Origin of the sequence: Desulfitobacterium sp. LBE, from assembly GCF_007830365.1 — a bacterium.
GTDB lineage: Bacteria > Bacillota > Desulfitobacteriia > Desulfitobacteriales > Desulfitobacteriaceae > Desulfitobacterium > Desulfitobacterium hafniense.
In genome coordinates this window covers 2,994,895-3,015,085 of the sequence record NZ_VLKD01000001.1, presented here as the reverse complement: position 1 = coordinate 3,015,085, position 20,191 = coordinate 2,994,895, and the positions used below count along the sequence as shown (strand labels likewise).

Sequence of the window (20,191 nt, the reverse complement as noted above, 5' to 3'; positions counted from 1 at the left end):
CTACAGTCTTTTATTATTCCAAAAAACTCTAATGTTATTTGATAAATCAGGTTTTCGTAAATAAGGCTTAAAGAAGAATACCGTTATCCGGACCTTAGCACTTTTGAAGAGCATAAGAAAAACGTAAAGACCTCTGGTAGCCAGTGGTCTTTACGTTAAGCTTAACCGCCATATTTATTAAGTTAAGATGCAGTCAATGTTTACGCTTTGTCGGCTTGTCGGCGTATTCTGGCCTGCAGTCTTGACTATGCTTTTTCCGCTTCCAGGGGACTGCTTTTTAGGAAGATGGTCAGGAAAGCGGCGATCAGACAGAGAGCGGCAGCGATTAAATAAGCATAGAAGTAACTGTTGGTCAGGTCCACCACTGCTCCGGCCATCAGAGGACCGAAGACTCCGCCCACACCCCAGGCGGTAAAGATCAGCCCGTAGTTGACACCGCCGTTTTTGGTGCCGAAAAAGTCATAAGTGGCTGAGGGGAAAAGGGAAAGGAGGGAACCATAGCTCAGACCGGTCATAATAGCCCCCAGGGCGATGAGCGCGGGGCTGCTGTAGAAGGTAAAGGCCAGCATATTGAGACCTTGCAGACTGAAAAAGATGCGCATGGTCCAACTTCTGCCGATTCGGTCTGAAAGCCAACCGGCCAACACCCGGCCGCCGGCGTTAAAGATGGCCAACAAAGCGACCATGGCGAAACCCCAGGAGATCCCGGTCTGAAGCTTAGTGATGGTGGAAAGCTGCCCGATGATCATAAGTCCTGCAGTAGCACCGGCAGCGAACATAACCCAGAGGAGATAGAAGCGGGGATCTTTAAGCATTTCCTGCCAGCTGAAATCCCCTTTTGCTGCAGGCGGAGGAGATGGGGGAGCATTGAGGGAAGTGGCGGCTTGGGGAGAGGCCGGTGTGGAGGGAGCGGTGGGGGTGGGGTTAGATTGAGGAACTGCTAATACTTGGGAGAGAGCAACAATGGCAAAGAGGAAAATCAATCCCTCAATGCGGAAGGCGCTTTTGACACCGAGATTGCCGATGAGAGAATTGGTCAGGGGAGCGATGTAGAGGGAGGCTAATCCAAAACCGGCGACGACGATGCCTGAGATCAGGCCCTTCTTTTGGGGAGGGAACCATTTTACAGCGGCCGGGGTTGCTGCCGAATAGCCAAGGCCGATCCCAATTCCGGCGATGAGTCCGAAGGTTAAGGTGAGGACGAAGAGAGAATCCGTCAGGCTGCTTAGAATAAGTCCTCCTCCGGCGAAGATGCCTCCTGCCGTAGCCACCCAGCGGGGTCCGAAACGGTCCTGGAGGCGGCCTCCGGGAACCATCATCAGGGCAAATACCGCACAGGCCACCGTATAGGGCAGGGAGGCGGCAGTTTTTGACCAGGCTAATTGCTCGGTCAAGGCAGCGGCGAAAACACTCCAGGTATAGAGCACTCCCAGGGCAAGGTTGATACCTGTGCCGGCAAAGGTTACAGTCCACCCGCGCGTAGTTTTATTCATAATCTCGCTCCTTTCCTTTGGGAAACGTTGGGGCTCAAGAAAATCCGATGGGAATTGACAATAATTATGAAATTATGGCTTTGGTCATCTTTGACAGGATTCATTTAAGACGGCTGCGGGGTTTTATATTTTCATCAATATACATTTAGGGAGGCTTATCATATACACTAGGAAATGAAGGCTTGGAATGCTGGAGATATGGTTAAAGAAAGGCCAGGGGAATCCCTGGCCTCATAGTAGTGAGGGACTCCTCACTATGGGGTTGACTTACTCCTGGTAATTGGCTTTGAGGGTATTGACCACAGAGGCATCGGCCAAAGTGGTGGTATCACCGATAGCACGTCCCTCGGCAATGTCTCTGAGGAGGCGGCGCATGATCTTACCGCTGCGGGTCTTGGGCAGTTCGGCGGTAAAGAAGATATCATCCGGCCGGGCCAGAGCTCCGATCTTCTTTGCCACATGTTTCTTTAATTCGTCCTCCAGATCGGGAGTGATTTCGATGCCTTCCTTTAAAGTGACGAAACAGGCCAGGGCCTGCCCTTTAACTTCATGGTTTTTACCGATAACGGCAGCCTCAGCAACAGAGGGGTGATCCACTAAAGCGCTTTCCACTTCCATGGTGCCGATCCGGTGACCGGAAACGTTGATGACATCATCCACCCGGCCCAGTATCCAGAAATATCCGTCCTTATCCCACTTGGCGCCATCACCGGGGAAGTAGACTCCCGGCCAGTTGCCGAAGTACGTCCGCTCGAAGCGTGCCGGATCTCCGTAGATATTGCGCAGCATAGCAGGCCAGGGCTCCTTGATAGCCAGGTAGCCGCCGCCTCCCTTGGGGACGGGATGGCCGGCGCTGTCCACCACTTCGATTCTGACTCCTGGGAAAGGTACGGTACAGGAACCGGGCTTTAAGGAAGTAATTCCCGGCAGAGGGGTCATCATAATCATACCTGTCTCGGTTTGCCACCAGGTATCCACGATGGGGCACCGTTCGCCGCCGATGTATTTGTAGTACCACATCCAGGCTTCCGGATTGATGGGTTCACCCACAGAGCCCAGCAAGCGCAGGCTGGATAGATCCCGGCTCTGGGGATATTGGGGACCCCACTTCATAAAGGTCCGGATGGCGGTGGGTGCGGTATAAAGAATGGTGACTTTGTATTTCTCGACGATTTCCCAGAACCGATCCCGGTTCGGATAATCAGGACTTCCCTCATACATAAGGACCGTGGCTCCATTGGCCAAGGGGCCGTAGACAATATAAGAATGGCCGGTAATCCAGCCCACATCCGCGGTGCACCAGTAAACATCCTCTTCCTTGAGATCAAAGACCCAGCGATGGGTGGTGGATACCCCTACCATATAGCCCCCCGTGGTATGGACTACACCCTTGGGTTTTCCTGTGGTACCGCTGGTGTAGAGGATAAAAAGCATATCTTCTGCATCCATGGGCTCCGCCGGACACACCGGGGAGGCCTTGGCCATTTCTTCATGATACCAAAGGTCCCGCTCTTCCTTCATTTGTACGGTTTGTTTGGTTCGTTGAATGACAAAGACATGTTCCACGCAGTCCACGCCGTCCAAAGCGATATCGGTATTATCTTTCAAGGGGATGGTGTTGCCCCGGCGGAAGCTGCCATCGGAAGTGATGACGGCTTTGGCCTGAGCATCAATGACCCGATCCCGCAAAGCTTCCGAACTGAAGCCTCCGAAGACCACACTGTGGGGAGCCCCAATCCGGGCGCAAGCCAGCATGGAAATCACAGCTTCCGGAATCATGGGCAGATAGATGGTGACCCGATCACCTTTGTCCACCCCATTGGCTTTGAGGACATTAGCGAATTTGGAGACTTCACGATGGAGATCCTGGTAGGTAAGAACCTGGCTGTCCCCGTTTTCGCCTTCGAAGATAATAGCGGCTTTATTGCGATGCCAATCATGGAGGTGGCGATCCAGACAGTTGGCGGAGGCGTTGAGTTTCCCGCCGACAAACCACTGGGCGAAGGGAGGATTCCACTCCAGGGTTTTTTCCCAAGGGCTCAACCAGGAGAGTTGTTTAGCCTGTTCCTCCCAAAAGCCGAGGCTTTGACCTTGTTCATAGATATCCGCGCTTTGAATGAGTGCGTTTTTGTGGAATTCCTCACTGGGGATGAACTGTCTATCCTCTTCCAGCAAAGCCTCAAGATTCTTTTCTTCCATAGGTAGTCCTCCTTCTCTCATACCATCCTCAATAGTTTATAAAGATGAAAATGTTTATTGCATTGTATCAAAGGGGGGAAAGGAAGAAAACGGAATAAGAATGAAAGGGCGGCGGACCGGGATTAAAGGAGCTTTCCGGGAAGTTATCCGGGGCACAAACTTTGGAGAAAAAGTTCCTTCCGGGGCGAATGGTTGTTTTTCCTGGGGCAATGGGGAGGCGGGGGAACTTGGGGGTTCAACGGTGGCTTGACGGTGTTGAACGGGGGTTTTAATATGGGAAAGAAAGGCCATGCTATATTAAGGATAGAAAGGATAGCTTCCAGATGGATGATAAGAGGAATATTTGTTTAAAGGTTGCTTACGACGGGACCCATTACCATGGGTTTCAACGCCAGCCGGAATTCCACGGCCCCACTATTCAAGGTACCTTGGAGACGGTGTGGGCTAAGTTGGTGGAAGAAGAAGTAACCCTCAATACAGCCGGACGAACAGATACAGGGGTTCATGCCGCCGGTCAAGTGGTAAATTTCCGGACCAGGGCCCGGATTCCCGTGGATAAAGTTCCCAAGGCCTTTAATAGTCTGCTCCCCCGGGATATCCGCATCCTGGCGGCTCAGGAAGCAGCTGAGGATTTTCATGCCCGTTTCTCCGCTAAGTGGAAGCGCTATGACTACCGGATCGATAACCATCCGGTAGCCGATGTCTTTACCCGGCTGTACTCTTTGCATGAGCCTGTCAGGCTGGATTGGCAAAGGATGCAGCAGGGGGCCCAGTATTTGGTGGGACGGCATAATTTTAAAGCTTTTTCAGCGGCAGGGGGAACCAGCAAAACCTTTGAACGCACCCTCTATCTATGTCAAGTGGCGGAGAATCAGGGACATCTCCGGATTACCTGCATCGGCGATGGCTTCCTTTATAATATGGTGCGTATTATTGCCGGGACCTTGGTTTATGTGGGGAAAAACCGCATTCAGCCGGGGGAGATTCCGGATATACTGGCGTCTCTCGATCGGAAACGGGGGGGAGTTACGGCAACTCCTCAGGGACTCACCCTGAGTTATGTTCATTATGGGGAGGAGCTGCCCCAGGATATTTTTCCTGAGCTATTCTAGGGGGTGTTAGCCATGATTATAGATAAACCACGGAGTACCTGAAGATCTTTTTTTGCCGGGCTGTCCCAAAAACGAAAGCGCTTTCGTTTTTGGGACAGGAAAATAATTCACTGAAAGGAAAGCCTGAGGAAAGTCAATTCTCCTCAGGCTTTTGGCATTGACTGCTTAAAACACTATGGGGGGATTTTTTTTATTGACAATAAATAGGAATGAGAGTAATATCCAAGATGAAGAAATGAACTTGAGTTCATTATTTGATTTAAGAGGATTTGAACGGGGAGATAAGTTTGAACTACCAGGAGAAGGAAGTGGCTTTAAATGACAGCTTTGCTTTTTGGCAGAGCTTTGAAGATGAGGAGCGGGTGTTGTTTTATCATCCTTTCCAGCAACAGCTTATTATGGGGGCCAGGCGTTTAAAAACCTTTGGGCCGGGGGAGAGCTACCGGGGATATCCCTATGTCTTTTCAACCAGAACTTTCTTTCCCACCCTTAAAGATCCGAAATGGTCGGGGCTGGGCAATGAGACCATAGCCTTCCAATACTATCTGGTTGAAGAAAAGGCCGGGCAAAAGCTTTATTACGCCCATGAGACAGCCGATATTTCCGCTGTTCCCCCCAAAGAGTTTGCTTCCCATCGACATGATTATGAGATCCTTGCTGATGACTATCAGGAATGGCAGGAGTTATTCCAGTGTGCAAAACAAAAAGTTCTGGCCGGGAAAGTTCAGAAAGTGGTGATTTCCCGGGAGATAAAAATTCAGTGTAATACCATGGTGTCCGTTGAAAGTGTGTTGAAAAACCTTATGGAGAAAAATCCCCATTCCTTCGTTTTTGCCTATTGTAAGGAGGGAAAGACCTTCCTTGGCGCAACGCCGGAAATAGTAGCGAGGAAGGAAAAAGGGCAAATCATGAGCTATGCTTTGGCGGGTACCCGGGCACGAACTGCTGATGAAGAGGATGAGCAAGGGAAGACGGCCCTTCTCAACGATCCCAAAAACCGCCATGAGCATCAAATTGTTCTGGATTACATAGCCAAGGTCATGAACACCTACAGCGATGAAGTCCTGATCGGAGAGACGACGACTTTGCAGCTCAGGAATTTGTATCACCTGAAGACTCCTCTGGCGGCAAAGGCCAAGGAGAATAGCTCTTTAACCGATTGGGTTGCACGCCTGCATCCTACCCCGGCCTTAGGCGGATATCCGGTGGCAGAAGCTTTGGCCATCATCGCCCGCTGGGAAAAGCATGAGCGGGGGTTATATGCCGCCCCGTTAGGCATCATGAATGAAGAGGGGGATGGCATCTTTGTGGCCGGAATCCGCTCGGCCCTCATTGAGGGAAGGACAGTTTATGCCTATACAGGCTGTGGTATCGTCGCCAGTTCAGAATGTGCAGAGGAATATGCGGAGACGGCCCATAAAGCCAAAACCATCCTGGAAAGTCTGTGATAAAGGGGAACAGCGATGACAAATTATATTGCGGCCCTGGTTGACGAATTATACCAGCTCGGTGTGCGTGAAGCCGTGATTAGTCCCGGTTCCCGTTCCACTCCCTTATCCGTGCTGTTTTGCGAATACGGCTTTCAGGTCTATGTCAGTATCGATGAACGCTCGGCAGGGTTTTTCGCCTTAGGCATAGCTAAGGAAAAAGAGCGCCCCGTTGTGCTGGTATGCTCCTCCGGTTCGGCGGTGGCCCATTACTTCCCGGCTATCGTCGAGGCAAAGCATTCCCATGTCCCCTTAATCGTTTTAACGGCAGACCGGCCCCCCGAGTTGCGTCAGGTGGGGGCTCCCCAAACCATCGATCAAATCAAGTTTTATCATGATTACGCCAAGTACTTTGAAGAACTGGCTCTTCCTGAAGAAAGGGAAGGCATGTACCGGTATGTGCGCGGGGTGATGCGCAAGGCTTATGTAAGTTCTCTGGATCGGGGATATGGGGTAGCTCATATCAATATCCCTTTGCGTGAACCCTTAAGTCCTGATTTGGATGGGGTGGATTTCACGGCGGGCCGCTTGGACTATCCTTTTGCCTGGAAAACAGGGGAGAAGGGGCTGACTATGGATAGTTCGGTGACTATGGACAGTTCGGTTTTCCAGGATAAAAAGGGGATCATTATCTGCGGCGGTGATCCTTACGCGGATTATCACAGGGAGGTTCTGGAGCTGGCAGAGCGTTTAAAGGCCCCCCTGCTGGCCGATCCTCTCGCCAATTTCCGCAATGATGACCATCCCTTGATCATGGATTGCTATGACGCCTTTCTGAAAAGGGATGCGGTTAAGGTGGAATTAAAGCCTGAATTTATCATTCATTTTGGTCAGACTCCCGTTTCCAAACGGTTGCAGAATTTCACGGCCATGCATCAGGATGTTCTGTATTTTCAGGTCAATGACCACTTTCAATACCGGGATCCCTCCCTGTCGATCAGCCGGTATCTTATTGCTTCACCCAAGGCTTTTGCTCAGTCTGTCAAGGTTTACAATACCAATGATGACTACTCGGGACGGTGGCAGCATTATCAAACCCGCATGCGCCGGCGGCTCAATCTCGCTCAGGATGAGGAGGAGCTGTTTGAAGGGAAGCTGGTGCAAAAGCTGCAGGACAGTCTCCCCGAGGGGAGCCGTCTCTTTGTTGCCAATAGTATGGCCATCCGCGATGTGGATTACTTTCTGGAGGCGCGTCAACAACGGATTAAAGTCTTAGGCAACCGGGGGGCCAATGGCATCGACGGCACGGTCTCCACTGCTTTGGGAGTTGCCACCAGCGGCCATCCTACGGTGCTGCTGACCGGGGATTTAGCCTTCTTTCATGATTTAAACGGCCTGCTGATCGGGAAAAACCATGGACTGAATTTAATTATCATCCTCCTCAATAATAATGGGGGTGCTATTTTTAAGTATCTGCCCCAAAGTGAAAATAAGTATTTTGAATTGCTGTTTATGACCCCTCACGGCATGGATTTCAGCGGGCTTAAGACCCTCTATGATCTGATTTATTATGAACCGGTTGATTATGAAAGCTTTGCACAGAATTTTCAGGAAGCCCTTACCTTAAGGGGGGTCAAGGTGCTGAATGTCAAAATCGATGCCCGGCTGAGCAAAGAGCTGCATGATCGGTTGACAAATCTTGATTAAAGGATAAGTGAGGAGAACAAGGTGTTCATGACGATTGAGGGCTGCCGGTATTATGTAGAGGTAAAGGGTTCCGGGCCGACTCTGGTCTGTTTCCATGGTTTTGCGGAAAGCTCCGGCACCTGGGAAGCCCTTCAGCTCCAGGACTGTCAAATGGTTCTGGTGGATTTGCTCGGGCATGGCCGCAGCGCCAAGCCTTCTTCCCTTGAACCCTATAGCTTGCCCGTGTTGCTGGGGCATCTCCATGAGCTGGTTGCAGGGTTAGGCTGCACAAGGTATTCCTTGCTGGGCTATTCTCTGGGTGGGCGTATAGCCTTGGCTTATGGGGCCGCTTATCCCCGGGAGGTTCAGGGGCTGATTCTGGAGAGTTCAGCTTATGGGATAGGGGACGAGGAGCAGCGGGCTCTGCGCAGAGAACAGGATGTCCGGCTGGCCCAGGAGATTCTGGATAGGGGAATAGAGTGGTTCGCTGAGCACTGGTCCAGCCTCCCTCTGTTTGCCTCCCAGACCCGCTTGCCCCCGGAAATCCGCGCTAAGATCAGGGCAAGGCGTCTGGGGAATGCGCCTCATGCCCTGGCCAATACTCTGCTGGGAAGCGGGCAGGGAGTGTTTCCCTGTTTAAGGGAGCGGATCCCGGCTTTGCCCATGCCGATCCTGTACATCCATGGGGAACAGGATGAGAAGTATAAGGAAATTGGCTGGGAGCTCGTGGATTTAAACCCCGGGATCAAGAGGGAGATGATCCCGGGGGCGGGACATAATGCTCATCTTGAAAATCCCGTCACGTTTGCGGAAATAGTCGGGAATTTTTTGCAGGAGTCAGCCAAGCCTTAAGGCCATACTTTTGGTCCGGTGTTTTTGGTCGGGTGCTTTCAGCCCTGAAGGTGTGAAAAAGTTTGATTGGAGGTATGATTATGAATTTTGCCTGGGAAAGGTTTGCCGCTCAGTATGAAGACATTATCTATGAGACCTGTGCAGGGATGGCCAAAATCACCATCAACCGGCCGGAGGTCCGCAATGCCTTCCGGCCCAAAACGGTTAAGGAATTGATGGATGCTTTTATGGTGGCCCGGGAAGACAGCCGGATTGGCGTTATTATTCTGACGGGGGCCAATCATGGCCAGGGTCAGGATCAGGAGGCTTTTTGTTCCGGAGGGGACCAGCGGGTGCGGGGCCATGGGGGGTATGTGGGCGAGGATCAGATTCCCCGGCTTAATGTTTTGGATCTCCAGCGCTTAATCCGGGTCATTCCCAAACCGGTCATAGCCATGGTCAATGGCTATGCCATCGGCGGCGGTCATGTTCTGCACATTGTTTGTGATTTGAGTATTGCCTCGGAAAATGCCCGCTTCGGTCAGACCGGACCGAGAGTGGGGTCCTTTGACGCCGGTTATGGGGCCGGCTATCTGGCCCGCATTGTCGGACACAAAAAAGCCCGGGAGATTTGGTATTTATGCCGTCAATATACAGCCCGGGAGGCCCTGGCCATGGGCTTGGTGAATAAGGTGGTGCCCTTTGAGCGGCTGGAAGAGGAAACGGTAACCTGGGCCAGGGAAATTCTCCGGCATTCCCCCACGGCGTTGCGTTTCCTCAAGGCGGCTTTCAATGCCGATACGGATGGGCTGGCCGGTCTGCAGCAATTAGCCGGGGATGCCACCCTTTTGTACTATACCACCGATGAGGCGAAAGAGGGGCGGGACGCTTATCAGGAGAAACGGAGCCCGGATTTTCAGCGGTTTCCCAAGTTTCCTTAAGAATGTCCACGAATTTTACTGAACTAAGCAAGGGCAGGGGAAGGTAATGGTGGTCAACTGGCTTAAAAAGCAGGCTCTGGAGAAACCCCATAAGCTGTTTTTAAATGAACTGTCCTTTCAGGAGGTGGACCGGCGTGTCACCGACCTGGCCGGCCGGATCTATCCCTTTGTTAAAGCTGAAGACAGAGTTGCTCTTTATGCTCATAATTCTGTGGAGATGGCCCTGTTTTTCTTGGCCCTGCAGGCTTTGCAAATCGAGGTGTTCATGATGAATACCCGCCTGACTGGGGAGGAAAGAGCAAAAAAGCTAAAAACATTAAACATCCGGGTGGCTTTTTCCGACGATGATACGTTTATTCCCTTGGCAAGGGTGCTGGCCGGTGACTATGATGAACAGGCACGCTGCCGGGAAGAAGAGGCCCCGGAGAAAATTGCGGTGATTATGGATACCAGTGCCACCAGCGGTGACTATAAGTCGGTGCCCCTGCGCCGGAAGCAGTTCTATGCCCATGTCCAGGCCTCCCAACAGGTCCTGGGGGTCAGGGAAGAAGATAACTGGCTGCTCGTCCTTCCCATGTACCATATCGGCGGCTTGGCCATTTTAATGCGCAGTTTGTATAATGGCACCCGAGTCACCTTGATGGGGAAATTTGATGAAGAGCAGATCTTAAAAGGGATCGAAGAGGGCTCGCTGACGATGCTCTCCCTGGTTCCCACCCTGTTGATGAGGATTGTCAACCGCATCCGCCAACATCGTTTGCGGGTGGTTTTGGTGAGTGGGGAATTCATTCCTAAGTCCTTGGTGGAAATTTGTCTGGCGAAAAGGATTCCCATCTATAAATCCTACGGCATGACGGAGACCACCAGCCAATGCACGACCTTTTGTGTGGCGGAAAATCCCGCCAAGCTTGATGCGGTGGGCTTGCCCTTGCCGGGGGTCACCCTGCGTATTGTTAATCCGGATGCAGAGGGAATCGGGGAAGTAGCCGTTCAAAGCCCCATGGTTATGGACGGGTATCTGGGGAAAGAGGCGGTGGAGGGGTTCCTTAACACCCAGGATATGGGCTGTATGGATGAGGAGGGATATCTCTACATCCTGGATCGGCGCAAAGATATGATTATCTCCGGAGGGGAAAACATCTATCCCCGGGAAATTGAGAATGTGCTGTATGCCCATCCTGAGATATCTGAATGTGCCATTGTGGGGATGAAGAATGAGAAGTGGGGACAGGTACCGGTTTTGTTTGTGGTTTCTTCTTTGGGAGATGAGGAGCTCAGGGATTATCTGGCCGGGAAGCTGGCCAGATATAAATTGCCCCGGAAAATAGTGCATTTACGGTCACTGCCGAAAAATGCCACGGGCAAAATACTGAAAAAGAATTTGGCAGAGCTGGCCCATGCGGATTGAGAAAATTAAAGTGTTCCATTTGAACATGCCCATGAAGTTCAGTTTTAAATCCGCCCAAACTATACTTAATCAGCGGGAGACCCTTGTGATTAAGGTGACGGATGAGTTGGGCCATTCCGGCTTTGGCGAAGCGGTTGCCTTCAAGGAACCTTTTTATACTGGGGAGACCCTGCCCCGCGCCAAGGAAGTCCTGCTCCAGCACTTGCTTCCCCGACTTCTGGAGAGAGAAATACCCCACCCCTTTGCCATTCACTCCTGGCCGGACTTGGGTTATCCCATGGCTGTGGCCGGGGTAGAGAACGCTCTTCTGGACGGGTTCGCCCGCCGGCAGCAGCAGCCGATTATGGATGCTGTCTTTCATGAGGAGACCCAGGCGAGGATTTATGGGGGCATGGTCCTGGGAGACCTGGAGCCGGCCACCTTGCTCAGGCAAATCGAAGATTATCTTCAAGAGGGGTATGTGCGGTTTAAAATTAAAATCAAGCCTGGGGACGGTTTTGCCAAATTGCGGAGGGTCCGTGAAAAATACCCTGATTTAATGCTGTTGGCTGATGGGAACCGAAGTTTCCAGGCAGAACAGCTCCCCGAGCTGAGAGAAATGGATCAGCTGGGATTGCTGTGCCTTGAAGAACCCTTGGCATCCGGAAATCTGGTCTCTTATCAAAGGCTTCAGGAGCAAATGCGGACGCCCCTGTGTCTGGATGAAAGTATCCAGACCAAAGCGGATCTGATCCAGGCTGCTGAGTTAAGAGCTTGTCAGGCTGTCAATCTCAAGGTGGGCCGCGTAGGCGGTCTGGCCTATGTTAAAGAAATGATTGAGATCTGCCGTAAGCGTAAGATCCATTATTGGATCGGCAGTATGATGGAAAGCGGGATATCAAAAATTCTCCATGTCCATTTAGCCAGCCTGAAAGACAACTATATCCCCGGAGACTTATCTTCATCCCGGCGTTATTTTGCCAGAGATGTGATTCGACCGGAGATAACAGTCCAAAGGGGCCGTATCCTGGTACCCCGGGGCCCGGGCTTAGGTGTGGAGATCGATGAAGAGGCCTTAAAGTATTATGCACTTGATCAGCGGACCCTGGAACGGGGTAGGGGTCCCGGAATCAATGGCTCCAGCTAACGGGCTATAGTTGGTTCTTGGGAAGATGCATGGGCTTTCAGCTGGTCGCCCAGGGCGGACAGACCAAAGCCGATGACGCTGACGATATCCCCTATAGCAGTGAACCATCTTCCCTTTAACATTAAAGGTGATGCATCAGGGGCAGAGGCTGCGATTTCCCGGTATCTGACGATGGCTACATAAGCTATAAGGATGCTGCCGATCAAAAATGTCCAGCTTGACGCGGCGATCGTGCGGGCAGAACGATCCGGCTGAGGTGTCTGGCTGAATTCCTCGATGATGATGGTTTCCTCAGCCTGGTAAGTGGAGATTAAGGCGATAATAGAAGCAATCAGAAAAAGAACATCGCCGATTCTTTCATCTTTGATTAAACTTAGCTCAAAGGCGGTTTCATGGGCGGCCTGGGCGGCGCTTCTTTGGGTGGAATTGAGCATTGAGAATTACCCCTTTATCTTGATATTGCATAATATGCCGAAAAAAGGATGGATGTTTGCTTTTTCCCACAAAGCAAAACCGTCCTATTTTTTGCTTCCGGCCGGAAAGCTTAAGATGGGGGAGCGGCTGGGCTGCGGAGGAAGTGGTTTCACAACTAGATGTAGGAAAAAAATTTGGCAAATTGACTAAAATGTACTTGATTTTGCCAGGCAAATAGATACAATATATAATATGAATTACTTATTTATAAAGATTATAATTATCATTAAAGGTGGATAAGGGCAGAGGAAGATAAGCGAAAGAAGAAAAGATAGATCCGGCATTTTGCCGATCACCATAAAAAAATAATGATAAGGGGGAAATTATTATGTCACTTATCGGTAAAGAAGTAAACGAGTTCAAGGTGCAGGCTTTTGTGGAAGGTGCTTTCAAGGAAGTAACCAAAGGGGATTTGCTGGGCAAATGGTCGGTTTTCGTATTCTATCCCGCTGATTTTACCTTCGTTTGCCCCACAGAGCTGGGGGATTTGGCCGATCAATACGATGAATTCAAGAAAATCGGTGTGGAGATCTACTCCGTGTCCACCGATACTCATTTTGTGCATAAGGCTTGGCATGATGCCTCCGACACCATCAGAAAAATCCGCTATCCGATGCTGGCCGACCCAACTGCCAAGCTGGCCAAGGACTTTGAGGTTTATATTGAAGAGGAGGGCTTAGCTCTGCGGGGCAGCTTTGTGGTCAATCCTGAAGGAAAGATCGTAGCCTATGAAGTCAACAGCAACAACATTGGCCGTGAGGCAGCGGAATTGCTGCGCAAGGTCCAGGCTGCCCAGTTCGTTGCGGAGCATGGGGATCAGGTTTGCCCGGCCAAATGGCGGCCCGGAGCGGAGACTCTTAAACCCAGCCTGGATCTGGTAGGGAAGCTGTAAGCTCTATGAAAGAACTCTATGACCTGATTATTATCGGTTCCGGCAGTGCGGGGATGGCTGCGGGCATTTATGCCGGGCGTTCGAAGCTTAAAACCCTTGTGATTGATCGGGACCGGGCCGGAGGGCAGATCAAAATCACCTCCGAGGTGGAGAATTATCCGGGTATCCTGAATGTTTCAGGGGAAGAGCTCAGCCAGACCATGCGCAGGCAGGCGGAAAAATTCGGTGTGAAATTTCAGCAGGCGGCAGTGGAGTCCGTGGATTTGGCTGGGGATATTAAGAAAATCCGGACGGATGAAGGGGACTATGAGGCTCTGGCTGTGATCATTGCCACCGGGTCTGTGCCCAGAAAGCTGGGCTTCATTGGGGAAGAGGAATTCAGAGGACGGGGTATCGGCTATTGTGCAACCTGTGACGGTGAATTTTTCACAGGGATGGATGTTTTCGTGATCGGAGGAGGGCTGGCTGCGGCGGAGGAAGGGATTTTCCTGACCCGCTATGCCAGAAAAGTCACCATGATCGTCCGGGGGGATGGATTTTCCTGCCCCCAAACCATCTCCGAAAGAGTCCTGGCCCACCCGAAGATCGAGGTGAAGTTCAACACCGAGCTTCGGGAAGCGGGCGGGGATACGGTTCTCCGCTATGCTGAATTCGTCAATAACCGGAGTGGCGAAAGATGGCGGTATGATGCAACGGATCAGAAGCAGACTTTTGGCGTGTTCGTTTTCGTGGGATACATTCCGCAAAGCGCCGAATATGCTCAGGAGGTCCGCATCGATGAGCGGGGCTATATTCCCACCGATGAGAGCATGGGCACCAATGTGGAGGGGGTCTATGCTGCAGGGGATATCCGTCCCAAGGAGCTGCGGCAGCTGGTTACTGCCGTAGCGGACGGCGCTATTGCGGCCACCAGCGCTGAGAAATATCTGGTAGGGAAGAAGGAACGGCTGGGGCTGGGTGAACTGGGCGAGCTGGGTGATGAGGAGAAAGCTCCAGTCACCCGGCAGGGATCTTCGTTATTGGACGACTCCCTTAAGGAACAGTTGGTGCCTATTCTGGAACGGCTGGAAAACCGGATTGGGTTGCTGGCCTTTCTGGAGGAGGGCAGCGAATTCAGCGAGGAACTGCGGAGCTTTCTGTCCGAGTTTGCCGGGCTGACCGATAAGGTGGAGGTTGAGTTCCTGAACCGGGGTGAGGACGCGGTCAGAGAGAAAGAAGCCAAGATCACCCTTTTCCCCGCCGTTGCGGTGCTGGGACCGGACGGGGCCTATACGGGAGTGCAGTTTCACGGCATACCCGGCGGCCACGAAATCAACTCTTTTATTCTGGCCCTGTATAACGCGGCAGGACCTGGCCAGGCGGTAGGAGAAGAGACCCTGGCCAAAATCCGGGGAGTGAGCAGGAAAGTCAACTTCAAAATTGGGGTTTCGCTTTCCTGCACTCTCTGCCCGGATGTGGTGACTCTGGCCCAGTTGATGGCCTTGAAAAATCCCCTGATCGAGGCGGAGATGATCGACGTGGCTCATTACCCTGATTTTAAAAACAAGTACGGGATTATGAGCGTACCGGCTATTGTCGTCAACGATGAAAAAGTTGTTTTCGGCAAGAAGAATCTGGAGGAATTGCTGGAGCTGGCGGGAGGTTAAGAGGGAACCGGCCGGGTTCAGAGGAGGATAATATAGAGAAATAGGTTACACATGCCTGGGGCATGGGGCATAAGGCGGATAGCTGGGGAAGCTGTCCGCCTTATGCTGTTTGCCCTGATGAGTACAGTGATAGTGGGGATGTATGGCCAAGACCAAGGGTGGCCGTCACGAGGTGGAATCTAAAAGGAGTGGGGGGGCAAACCTCAGGGAGAAAAGATTTCAGGGGATTCAGTAAAAATCAATACTTTGGTAAAATAAGAAAGGCTCCCGTTCATTGTTTTAACAAATAGCGGTACAGGCTGACTTCATGGGAAATAGCTATCACTTCTATAGATTGGTAAGGTTATTAATGTGAACATTGATTGTTCCGTAAGTATTGGAGGAAAAGATGATGCAGATGACCCGGCATGTTTGTCCCCTCAAGTGCTATGATACTTGCAGTATCCTGGCTTATACAGACAATGGTCGGCTGCTTAAAATAACGGGGGATCCCCAAAATTCCTATACCTTAGGCACTCTGTGTGCCAAAGGATATAGCTTTGTTAAGCATGTGTATCATCCCGAGCGAATTCTCCACCCTTTGCGGCAAAGCAGCCGGGGTTCAGGAGACTGGCAAAGGATAACCTGGGAAGAGGCTTTAGGGGAAATTGCCCGGCAAATAGTGCAGATTTACAACCGGCATAACCATCTCTTACCCCTGGGACTCCTGGACGGAAAAGCCAATACCGGGGTCTTGGCGCGCTCTTTATCCGGCATGCTGTCCGCAATGGCGCCAATCACCGAGATCCGGGGGCCCCAGAGCAGCGGACCGGGGCTGGACGCTCAATTCTTGGATTTTGGCAGGGTCAGGGCCAAAGATCCGGAAGATATGAAGAAGGCGGATTTGATTGTTCTTTGGGGCGTCAACCCTGCCGCTACGGCAATTCACCAAATGAAGATTCTCCAGCAGGCGCGCCAACGCGGCGCCAGGGTTATTCTGATTGACGTGTTCCCTTCCGCCACAGCCGGCCGGGTTGATAAGACGATTGTGGTTAAGCCGGGCGGTGATGGGGCCTTGGCTCTGGTTGTTTTGCGGGAGCTTATGTTTAAAACCAGCATTAATTACCGCTTTCTTGTCCATGAGGCGGAAGGCTGGGAAAACCTCAAGGATTGGTTATTGGAAGCGGATCCGGAAGAGATAAGAACTATTGCAGGGGTCACCCCCCAAATGGTTGCGGATCTGGCCGATGAGCTGCGCCATAGCTCAAATCCGGCGTTTTGGCTTGGTAAAGGGCTGCAAAAATACAGCAACAGCGGCCAGAATATCCGGGCCATCCATGCCCTTGCCGCTGCCGGCGGAGTTACGGAAAATTACGGTGAAGGTATTTTTGCGGCCCGGTCTGGGTTTTCACCCTTTGCGGATCTCTGGGATTCAGATAAGTGGGGGAACCGGAAGCTTAGCCTTCCTACTCTGCCAGTGAACCATGGGGACGATGGGGCGGATATCCGGATGCTTTGGATCACCCAAAGCAACCCCTTGGTCCAGGGAACCCACCTGCAAAAGCTTAGGGAGCTGATGGGCGGTCTGGATTTGATTGTGGGCACCGATTTTTTTCTGACGTCAACCTCCCGCTGCTGCGATATTGTTCTGCCGGCGGCCACCTTTCTGGAGGCTGAGGATCTGGTGGCAGGGGAATGGCACCGCTGGATTGGACTTAATGAACAGGCCATTGCGCCTCTCGGTGAGACCCGTTCCGAACTGGAAATTGCCCAATCCCTTGCTGTGGCTATTAGTGAAGAAGCCCCGGGACTTTGCCCGTTTCCTGTGGAGCGGCCCCTGTCCCAATGGCTGGAGAGGGCGGTTCCGCCAGAATTATGTGAAACCCTGGGAATCGACAGTTACCGGGAATTAAAGCAAGGCCCAAGAAAAATCGTGCAACCTGATATGTTATCGGATTCACATTATCCCAAGTACCGCTTCTCCGTCCCTCAGGCTATGGAGTGGGGGTGTCCGGAGCTTCCCCTGATGGTGCTGCCGGAGACTGCTCCCCAAGGTTATCCCTACCGGCTGCTCAATTGGCGGCGGGCGGATTTCTTCAACTCCCAGTTTGCTCATCTTGACTGGCTCCTGGAGAGACAAGCGACAGACGAGCTTTCCCTGAGCTGGGAATTAGCCCGACAAAAAGGCATTGGAGCCGGAGACAAGGTTGTCGTTTATAACTCCTGGGGGGAAGTGGTCTTAAAAGCCAAAATCCGCCATGACTTACCCCTTCATCTGATACTTTGCTCAGCCAGGCAGGATATCAACGGCAAAAGCATCAACAGCCTGGCCGGCAGCCAGGAAACTGATCTGGGCCAGGCCGTCAATGGAGTGAATGAGCCGGCTTTTCATGATGTATTTGTCAATATTGCCCGGGATTAGAAATAACCACAAATTTGCCCCGTTCAGTTTGTATAATGCCGCCAAATCCACGGACACCCAGCTCAGGAAAAAGGCAAAAAGGAACAAAGGGATCTCATCTTCTTTGGCCGGTACCACAAAGGAGAAAATAAGCACAAACGGGAATAGTTATCAACGTCTAGACAAGTCAATCAAACAGAAAAGAGAGGATGCTTACATGGAGATCTCAAGGCGGAACTTTATTAAGGCCAGCGGCGGATTGGCCGCGTTCGGAATGATAGGTACCGGATCATTGAACCGTTGGATTCGTCCGGCAGCAGCGGAAGGGGCGGAAGAGGAGAAGATTGCCTATACCTTTCATCCCCCCAACTGCGGAGGCCGTTGTTCAATGAAATGCACCGTCCGTGAGGGCAAGTTGGTGAAAATTGAGCCCAATGAATGGCCTGACGGCCATCACAAAAAAGTGTGCCTCAGGGGCCTCAGCGAAGTAGAACGAGTGTACAGCCCGGATCGTTTAAAGACCCCCCTGAAACGGGTTGGGGAAAGAGGAGAAGGCAAGTTTGTAGCTATCTCCTGGGATGAAGCCCTGACGACCATTGCCGACAAGCTTACGGAAATCAAAGGCAAATACGGCGGAAAATCAATTTTATGGTCAAACAGTTCCGGCGTCCAGTATCCCATGAGTACCTTGGCCGCCCTGATCGGCGCTCAGGAGCATGGTGCTTTGGATTTCGGCATCGACATGAGTCAGGCCGGCGGGCAATCCATCGTTATGGGACCCTTCAATATAACCAATACCAATGAGATTACGGACTGGGTCAATTCCAATCTGGTTCTGTTGGTGGGCAATAACTTATTGGAAACCTCACTCACTGATGCGGCCTTTTTCTTTGACGCTAAGGAAAAAGGCACGAAGATGGTCTGCATTGATCCGGTGTTTTCCACGACAGCGGCGAAGTGCGATCAATGGATTCCCCTTCGCCCCGGGACGGACAGCGCCTTATATTTAGGCATGATCCATCTGGTCTTGAATAATCAATGGTATGATCAGGAGTATGTCAGAAGTTATACCAGTGCTCCCTTCCTGATCCGGGAAGACAACCAAAGGATTTTACGGGATGAAGGAAACAACTATCTGGTCTGGGACAAAAATTCCGATTCTCCCCGACCGGTTGAGGCGCCGGGGATTCTGCCGGAAGTAGAAGGAGAGTTTACGGTAAACGGAGTTAAAGTCAAAACGGTTCTGACAGCATTCACTGAACATACCCGGCAATATACCCCGGCCTGGGCGTCTAAAGTGACAGAGATACCGGAAGAGGTCATCACGGATTTGACCAGGGAATACGCCCTTGGCGGCCCGGCCAGCATCCAATGGGGTTTGGGCGGCCCGGATAAATGGTATCATTCCGATACCACCGGCCGTCTGGCTACCATCCTCGCCGGCCTTACCGGAAATATCGGCCGTGTGGGAGGCGGAGTCGGGCAAGGCACCCAGCATGTAACCTGCTGGTCCTGGGTCACCGCCATGGGCAGCTGGGATTTGCCGCCGGAGTTTGCTCCAGCCCCGGCTGAAGTGCCTTTTAGTGACATCCCCACGGCTTCCACCTCCATCAAGGCGTTCTTTTTTCAGGGAAATATGCTCCATCAGATGATACCGGATTACAATACATCCTTAAAATGGGCCGACTCCCTGGAATTTATCGCTGTGGTGGACAACCAACATTGTGACAGCGTGAATTACGCCGATATTGTCCTGCCGGCCTGCTCAAGTTTTGAATCGGAGTATGACATCGCTTATTTGATCAATGAGCGGAATCACATTCTGCTCCAGCAAAAAGTCATTGAACCCTTATTTGAAAGCAAATCCGATTTTCAAATTGAAAAGGAACTGGCTCAAAAGCTGGGCCTTGACCAATATCTGCCTGAGACACCGGAAGATTATGTGCGGGCGCTCTTGGACTCACCGGACCCGGCCCTCCAGGGAATCACGGTGGAAGCGCTGAAAGCCAATCAATGCATCATGAGGCTGAATGTTCCTGATCAGCCTTACGTAGCCTATCTTGACCGGGTATTCGGTACTGAGTCCACCAAACTGGAGTTTTACAATGAATTATTCCTGGAAGACCATTGCGCTTTCCCCGTGTGGGAGGAACCCAACGAAGCGTCGCCGGCCAATCCCCTCTATCAAAACTATCCGCTCATGTTAGGTTCACCTCATGCCCGTTTCCGTGCCCATTCCACATTCTCCAATGCCCGCTGGCTGCTGCAGATTAATAATGAACCTCTTGTCCGGATTAATCCCATCGACGCCCAGGCCCGGGGAATTCAAAATAGAGAGTTTGTGGAAGTGTTTAATGACCGGGGAAGCTTCCAGTGCCGCTGCCAGATCGTCAATGATATGCGCCCGGGAATGGTTCAGCTTTCCGAAGGATGGTGGTCCCGCTATTTCCAAAAAGGAGACTTGCAGGAAGTCACCAATCCCAACAAAAATCCCCGCGGCAAGAAGCTGCTCTATGGACCTATTGTTGCTTTTCTGGATACCTTGGTCGAAGTGAAGAAAGTGGAGGGTTAAGCGC

Annotated in this window: 14 protein-coding genes; 11 read left to right on the top strand and 3 right to left on the bottom strand. The window is 51.7% G+C overall.

All coding sequences use genetic code 11. From position 1 onward, the window contains the following. Positions 1–245: 245 nt before the first annotated feature. Entirely contained in the window at positions 246–1,493 is a 1,248-nt protein-coding gene (locus tag DESLBE_RS14250; protein ID WP_011459119.1) for an OFA family MFS transporter, read from the bottom strand. 267 nt (positions 1,494–1,760) lie between these two features. Next, positions 1,761–3,692 (bottom strand): acetate--CoA ligase, encoded by a 1,932-nt coding sequence (gene acs / locus DESLBE_RS14245; RefSeq protein ID WP_144677405.1) that lies wholly within the window; start codon positions 3,690–3,692, stop codon positions 1,761–1,763. Between the two features lie 323 nt (positions 3,693–4,015). Here acs and truA point away from each other — a divergent pair, with 323 nt between their 5' ends. From truA to menC, 7 genes are all read left to right on the top strand, one after another. After that, complete coding sequence (gene truA / locus DESLBE_RS14240; RefSeq protein WP_144677404.1) at positions 4,016–4,804, top strand: tRNA pseudouridine(38-40) synthase TruA; 789 nt, start codon at positions 4,016–4,018, stop codon at positions 4,802–4,804. Positions 4,805–5,073: 269 nt separating this feature from the next. After that, positions 5,074–6,252 carry an isochorismate synthase gene (locus tag DESLBE_RS14235; protein WP_144677403.1) on the top strand — a complete coding sequence of 393 codons (1,179 nt, stop codon included), beginning with the start codon at positions 5,074–5,076 and terminating at the stop codon, positions 6,250–6,252. Between the two features lie 15 nt (positions 6,253–6,267). Beyond that, positions 6,268–7,938 (top strand): 2-succinyl-5-enolpyruvyl-6-hydroxy-3-cyclohexene-1-carboxylic-acid synthase, encoded by a 1,671-nt coding sequence (menD, locus tag DESLBE_RS14230; protein WP_144677402.1) that lies wholly within the window; start codon positions 6,268–6,270, stop codon positions 7,936–7,938. Positions 7,939–7,965: 27 nt separating this feature from the next. After that, entirely contained in the window at positions 7,966–8,769 is an 804-nt protein-coding gene (gene menH, locus DESLBE_RS14225; RefSeq protein ID WP_144678657.1) for a 2-succinyl-6-hydroxy-2,4-cyclohexadiene-1-carboxylate synthase, read from the top strand. 80 nt (positions 8,770–8,849) lie between these two features. Continuing rightward, positions 8,850–9,689 (top strand): 1,4-dihydroxy-2-naphthoyl-CoA synthase, encoded by an 840-nt coding sequence (menB, locus tag DESLBE_RS14220; RefSeq protein ID WP_144677401.1) that lies wholly within the window; start codon positions 8,850–8,852, stop codon positions 9,687–9,689. A 46-nt stretch (positions 9,690–9,735) separates the two neighbouring features. Beyond that, positions 9,736–11,097 (top strand): o-succinylbenzoate--CoA ligase, encoded by a 1,362-nt coding sequence (gene menE, locus DESLBE_RS14215; protein WP_144677400.1) that lies wholly within the window; start codon positions 9,736–9,738, stop codon positions 11,095–11,097. After that, complete coding sequence (gene menC, locus DESLBE_RS14210; RefSeq protein ID WP_144677399.1) at positions 11,087–12,223, top strand: o-succinylbenzoate synthase; 1,137 nt, start codon at positions 11,087–11,089, stop codon at positions 12,221–12,223. Before menE ends, menC begins: the two co-directional genes overlap by 11 nt. Here menC and DESLBE_RS14205 read toward each other — a convergent pair. After that, complete coding sequence (locus DESLBE_RS14205) at positions 12,220–12,657, bottom strand: hypothetical protein (RefSeq protein WP_144677398.1); 438 nt, start codon at positions 12,655–12,657, stop codon at positions 12,220–12,222. The genes menC and DESLBE_RS14205 overlap by 4 nt on opposite strands. Positions 12,658–13,025: 368 nt before the next feature. On the opposite strand from DESLBE_RS14205, the gene ahpC reads away from it, so the two are divergent. The 4 genes from ahpC to DESLBE_RS14185 all read left to right on the top strand — a co-directional run bounded on the left by ahpC (position 13,026) and on the right by DESLBE_RS14185 (position 20,187). Continuing rightward, positions 13,026–13,589 (top strand): alkyl hydroperoxide reductase subunit C, encoded by a 564-nt coding sequence (ahpC, locus tag DESLBE_RS14200; RefSeq protein WP_018214372.1) that lies wholly within the window; start codon positions 13,026–13,028, stop codon positions 13,587–13,589. Between the two features lie 5 nt (positions 13,590–13,594). Beyond that, entirely contained in the window at positions 13,595–15,235 is a 1,641-nt protein-coding gene (locus DESLBE_RS14195; RefSeq protein WP_144677397.1) for an FAD-dependent oxidoreductase, read from the top strand. Between the two features lie 388 nt (positions 15,236–15,623). Then, positions 15,624–17,636: a molybdopterin-dependent oxidoreductase gene (locus tag DESLBE_RS14190; protein WP_144677396.1), complete on the top strand. Its 2,013-nt coding sequence runs from the start codon at positions 15,624–15,626 to the stop codon at positions 17,634–17,636. Beyond that, positions 17,590–20,187, top strand: coding sequence for a molybdopterin-dependent oxidoreductase (locus DESLBE_RS14185; RefSeq protein WP_144677395.1), 2,598 nt, complete (start codon positions 17,590–17,592; stop codon positions 20,185–20,187). Before DESLBE_RS14190 ends, DESLBE_RS14185 begins: the two co-directional genes overlap by 47 nt. Positions 20,188–20,191 lie beyond the last annotated feature (4 nt).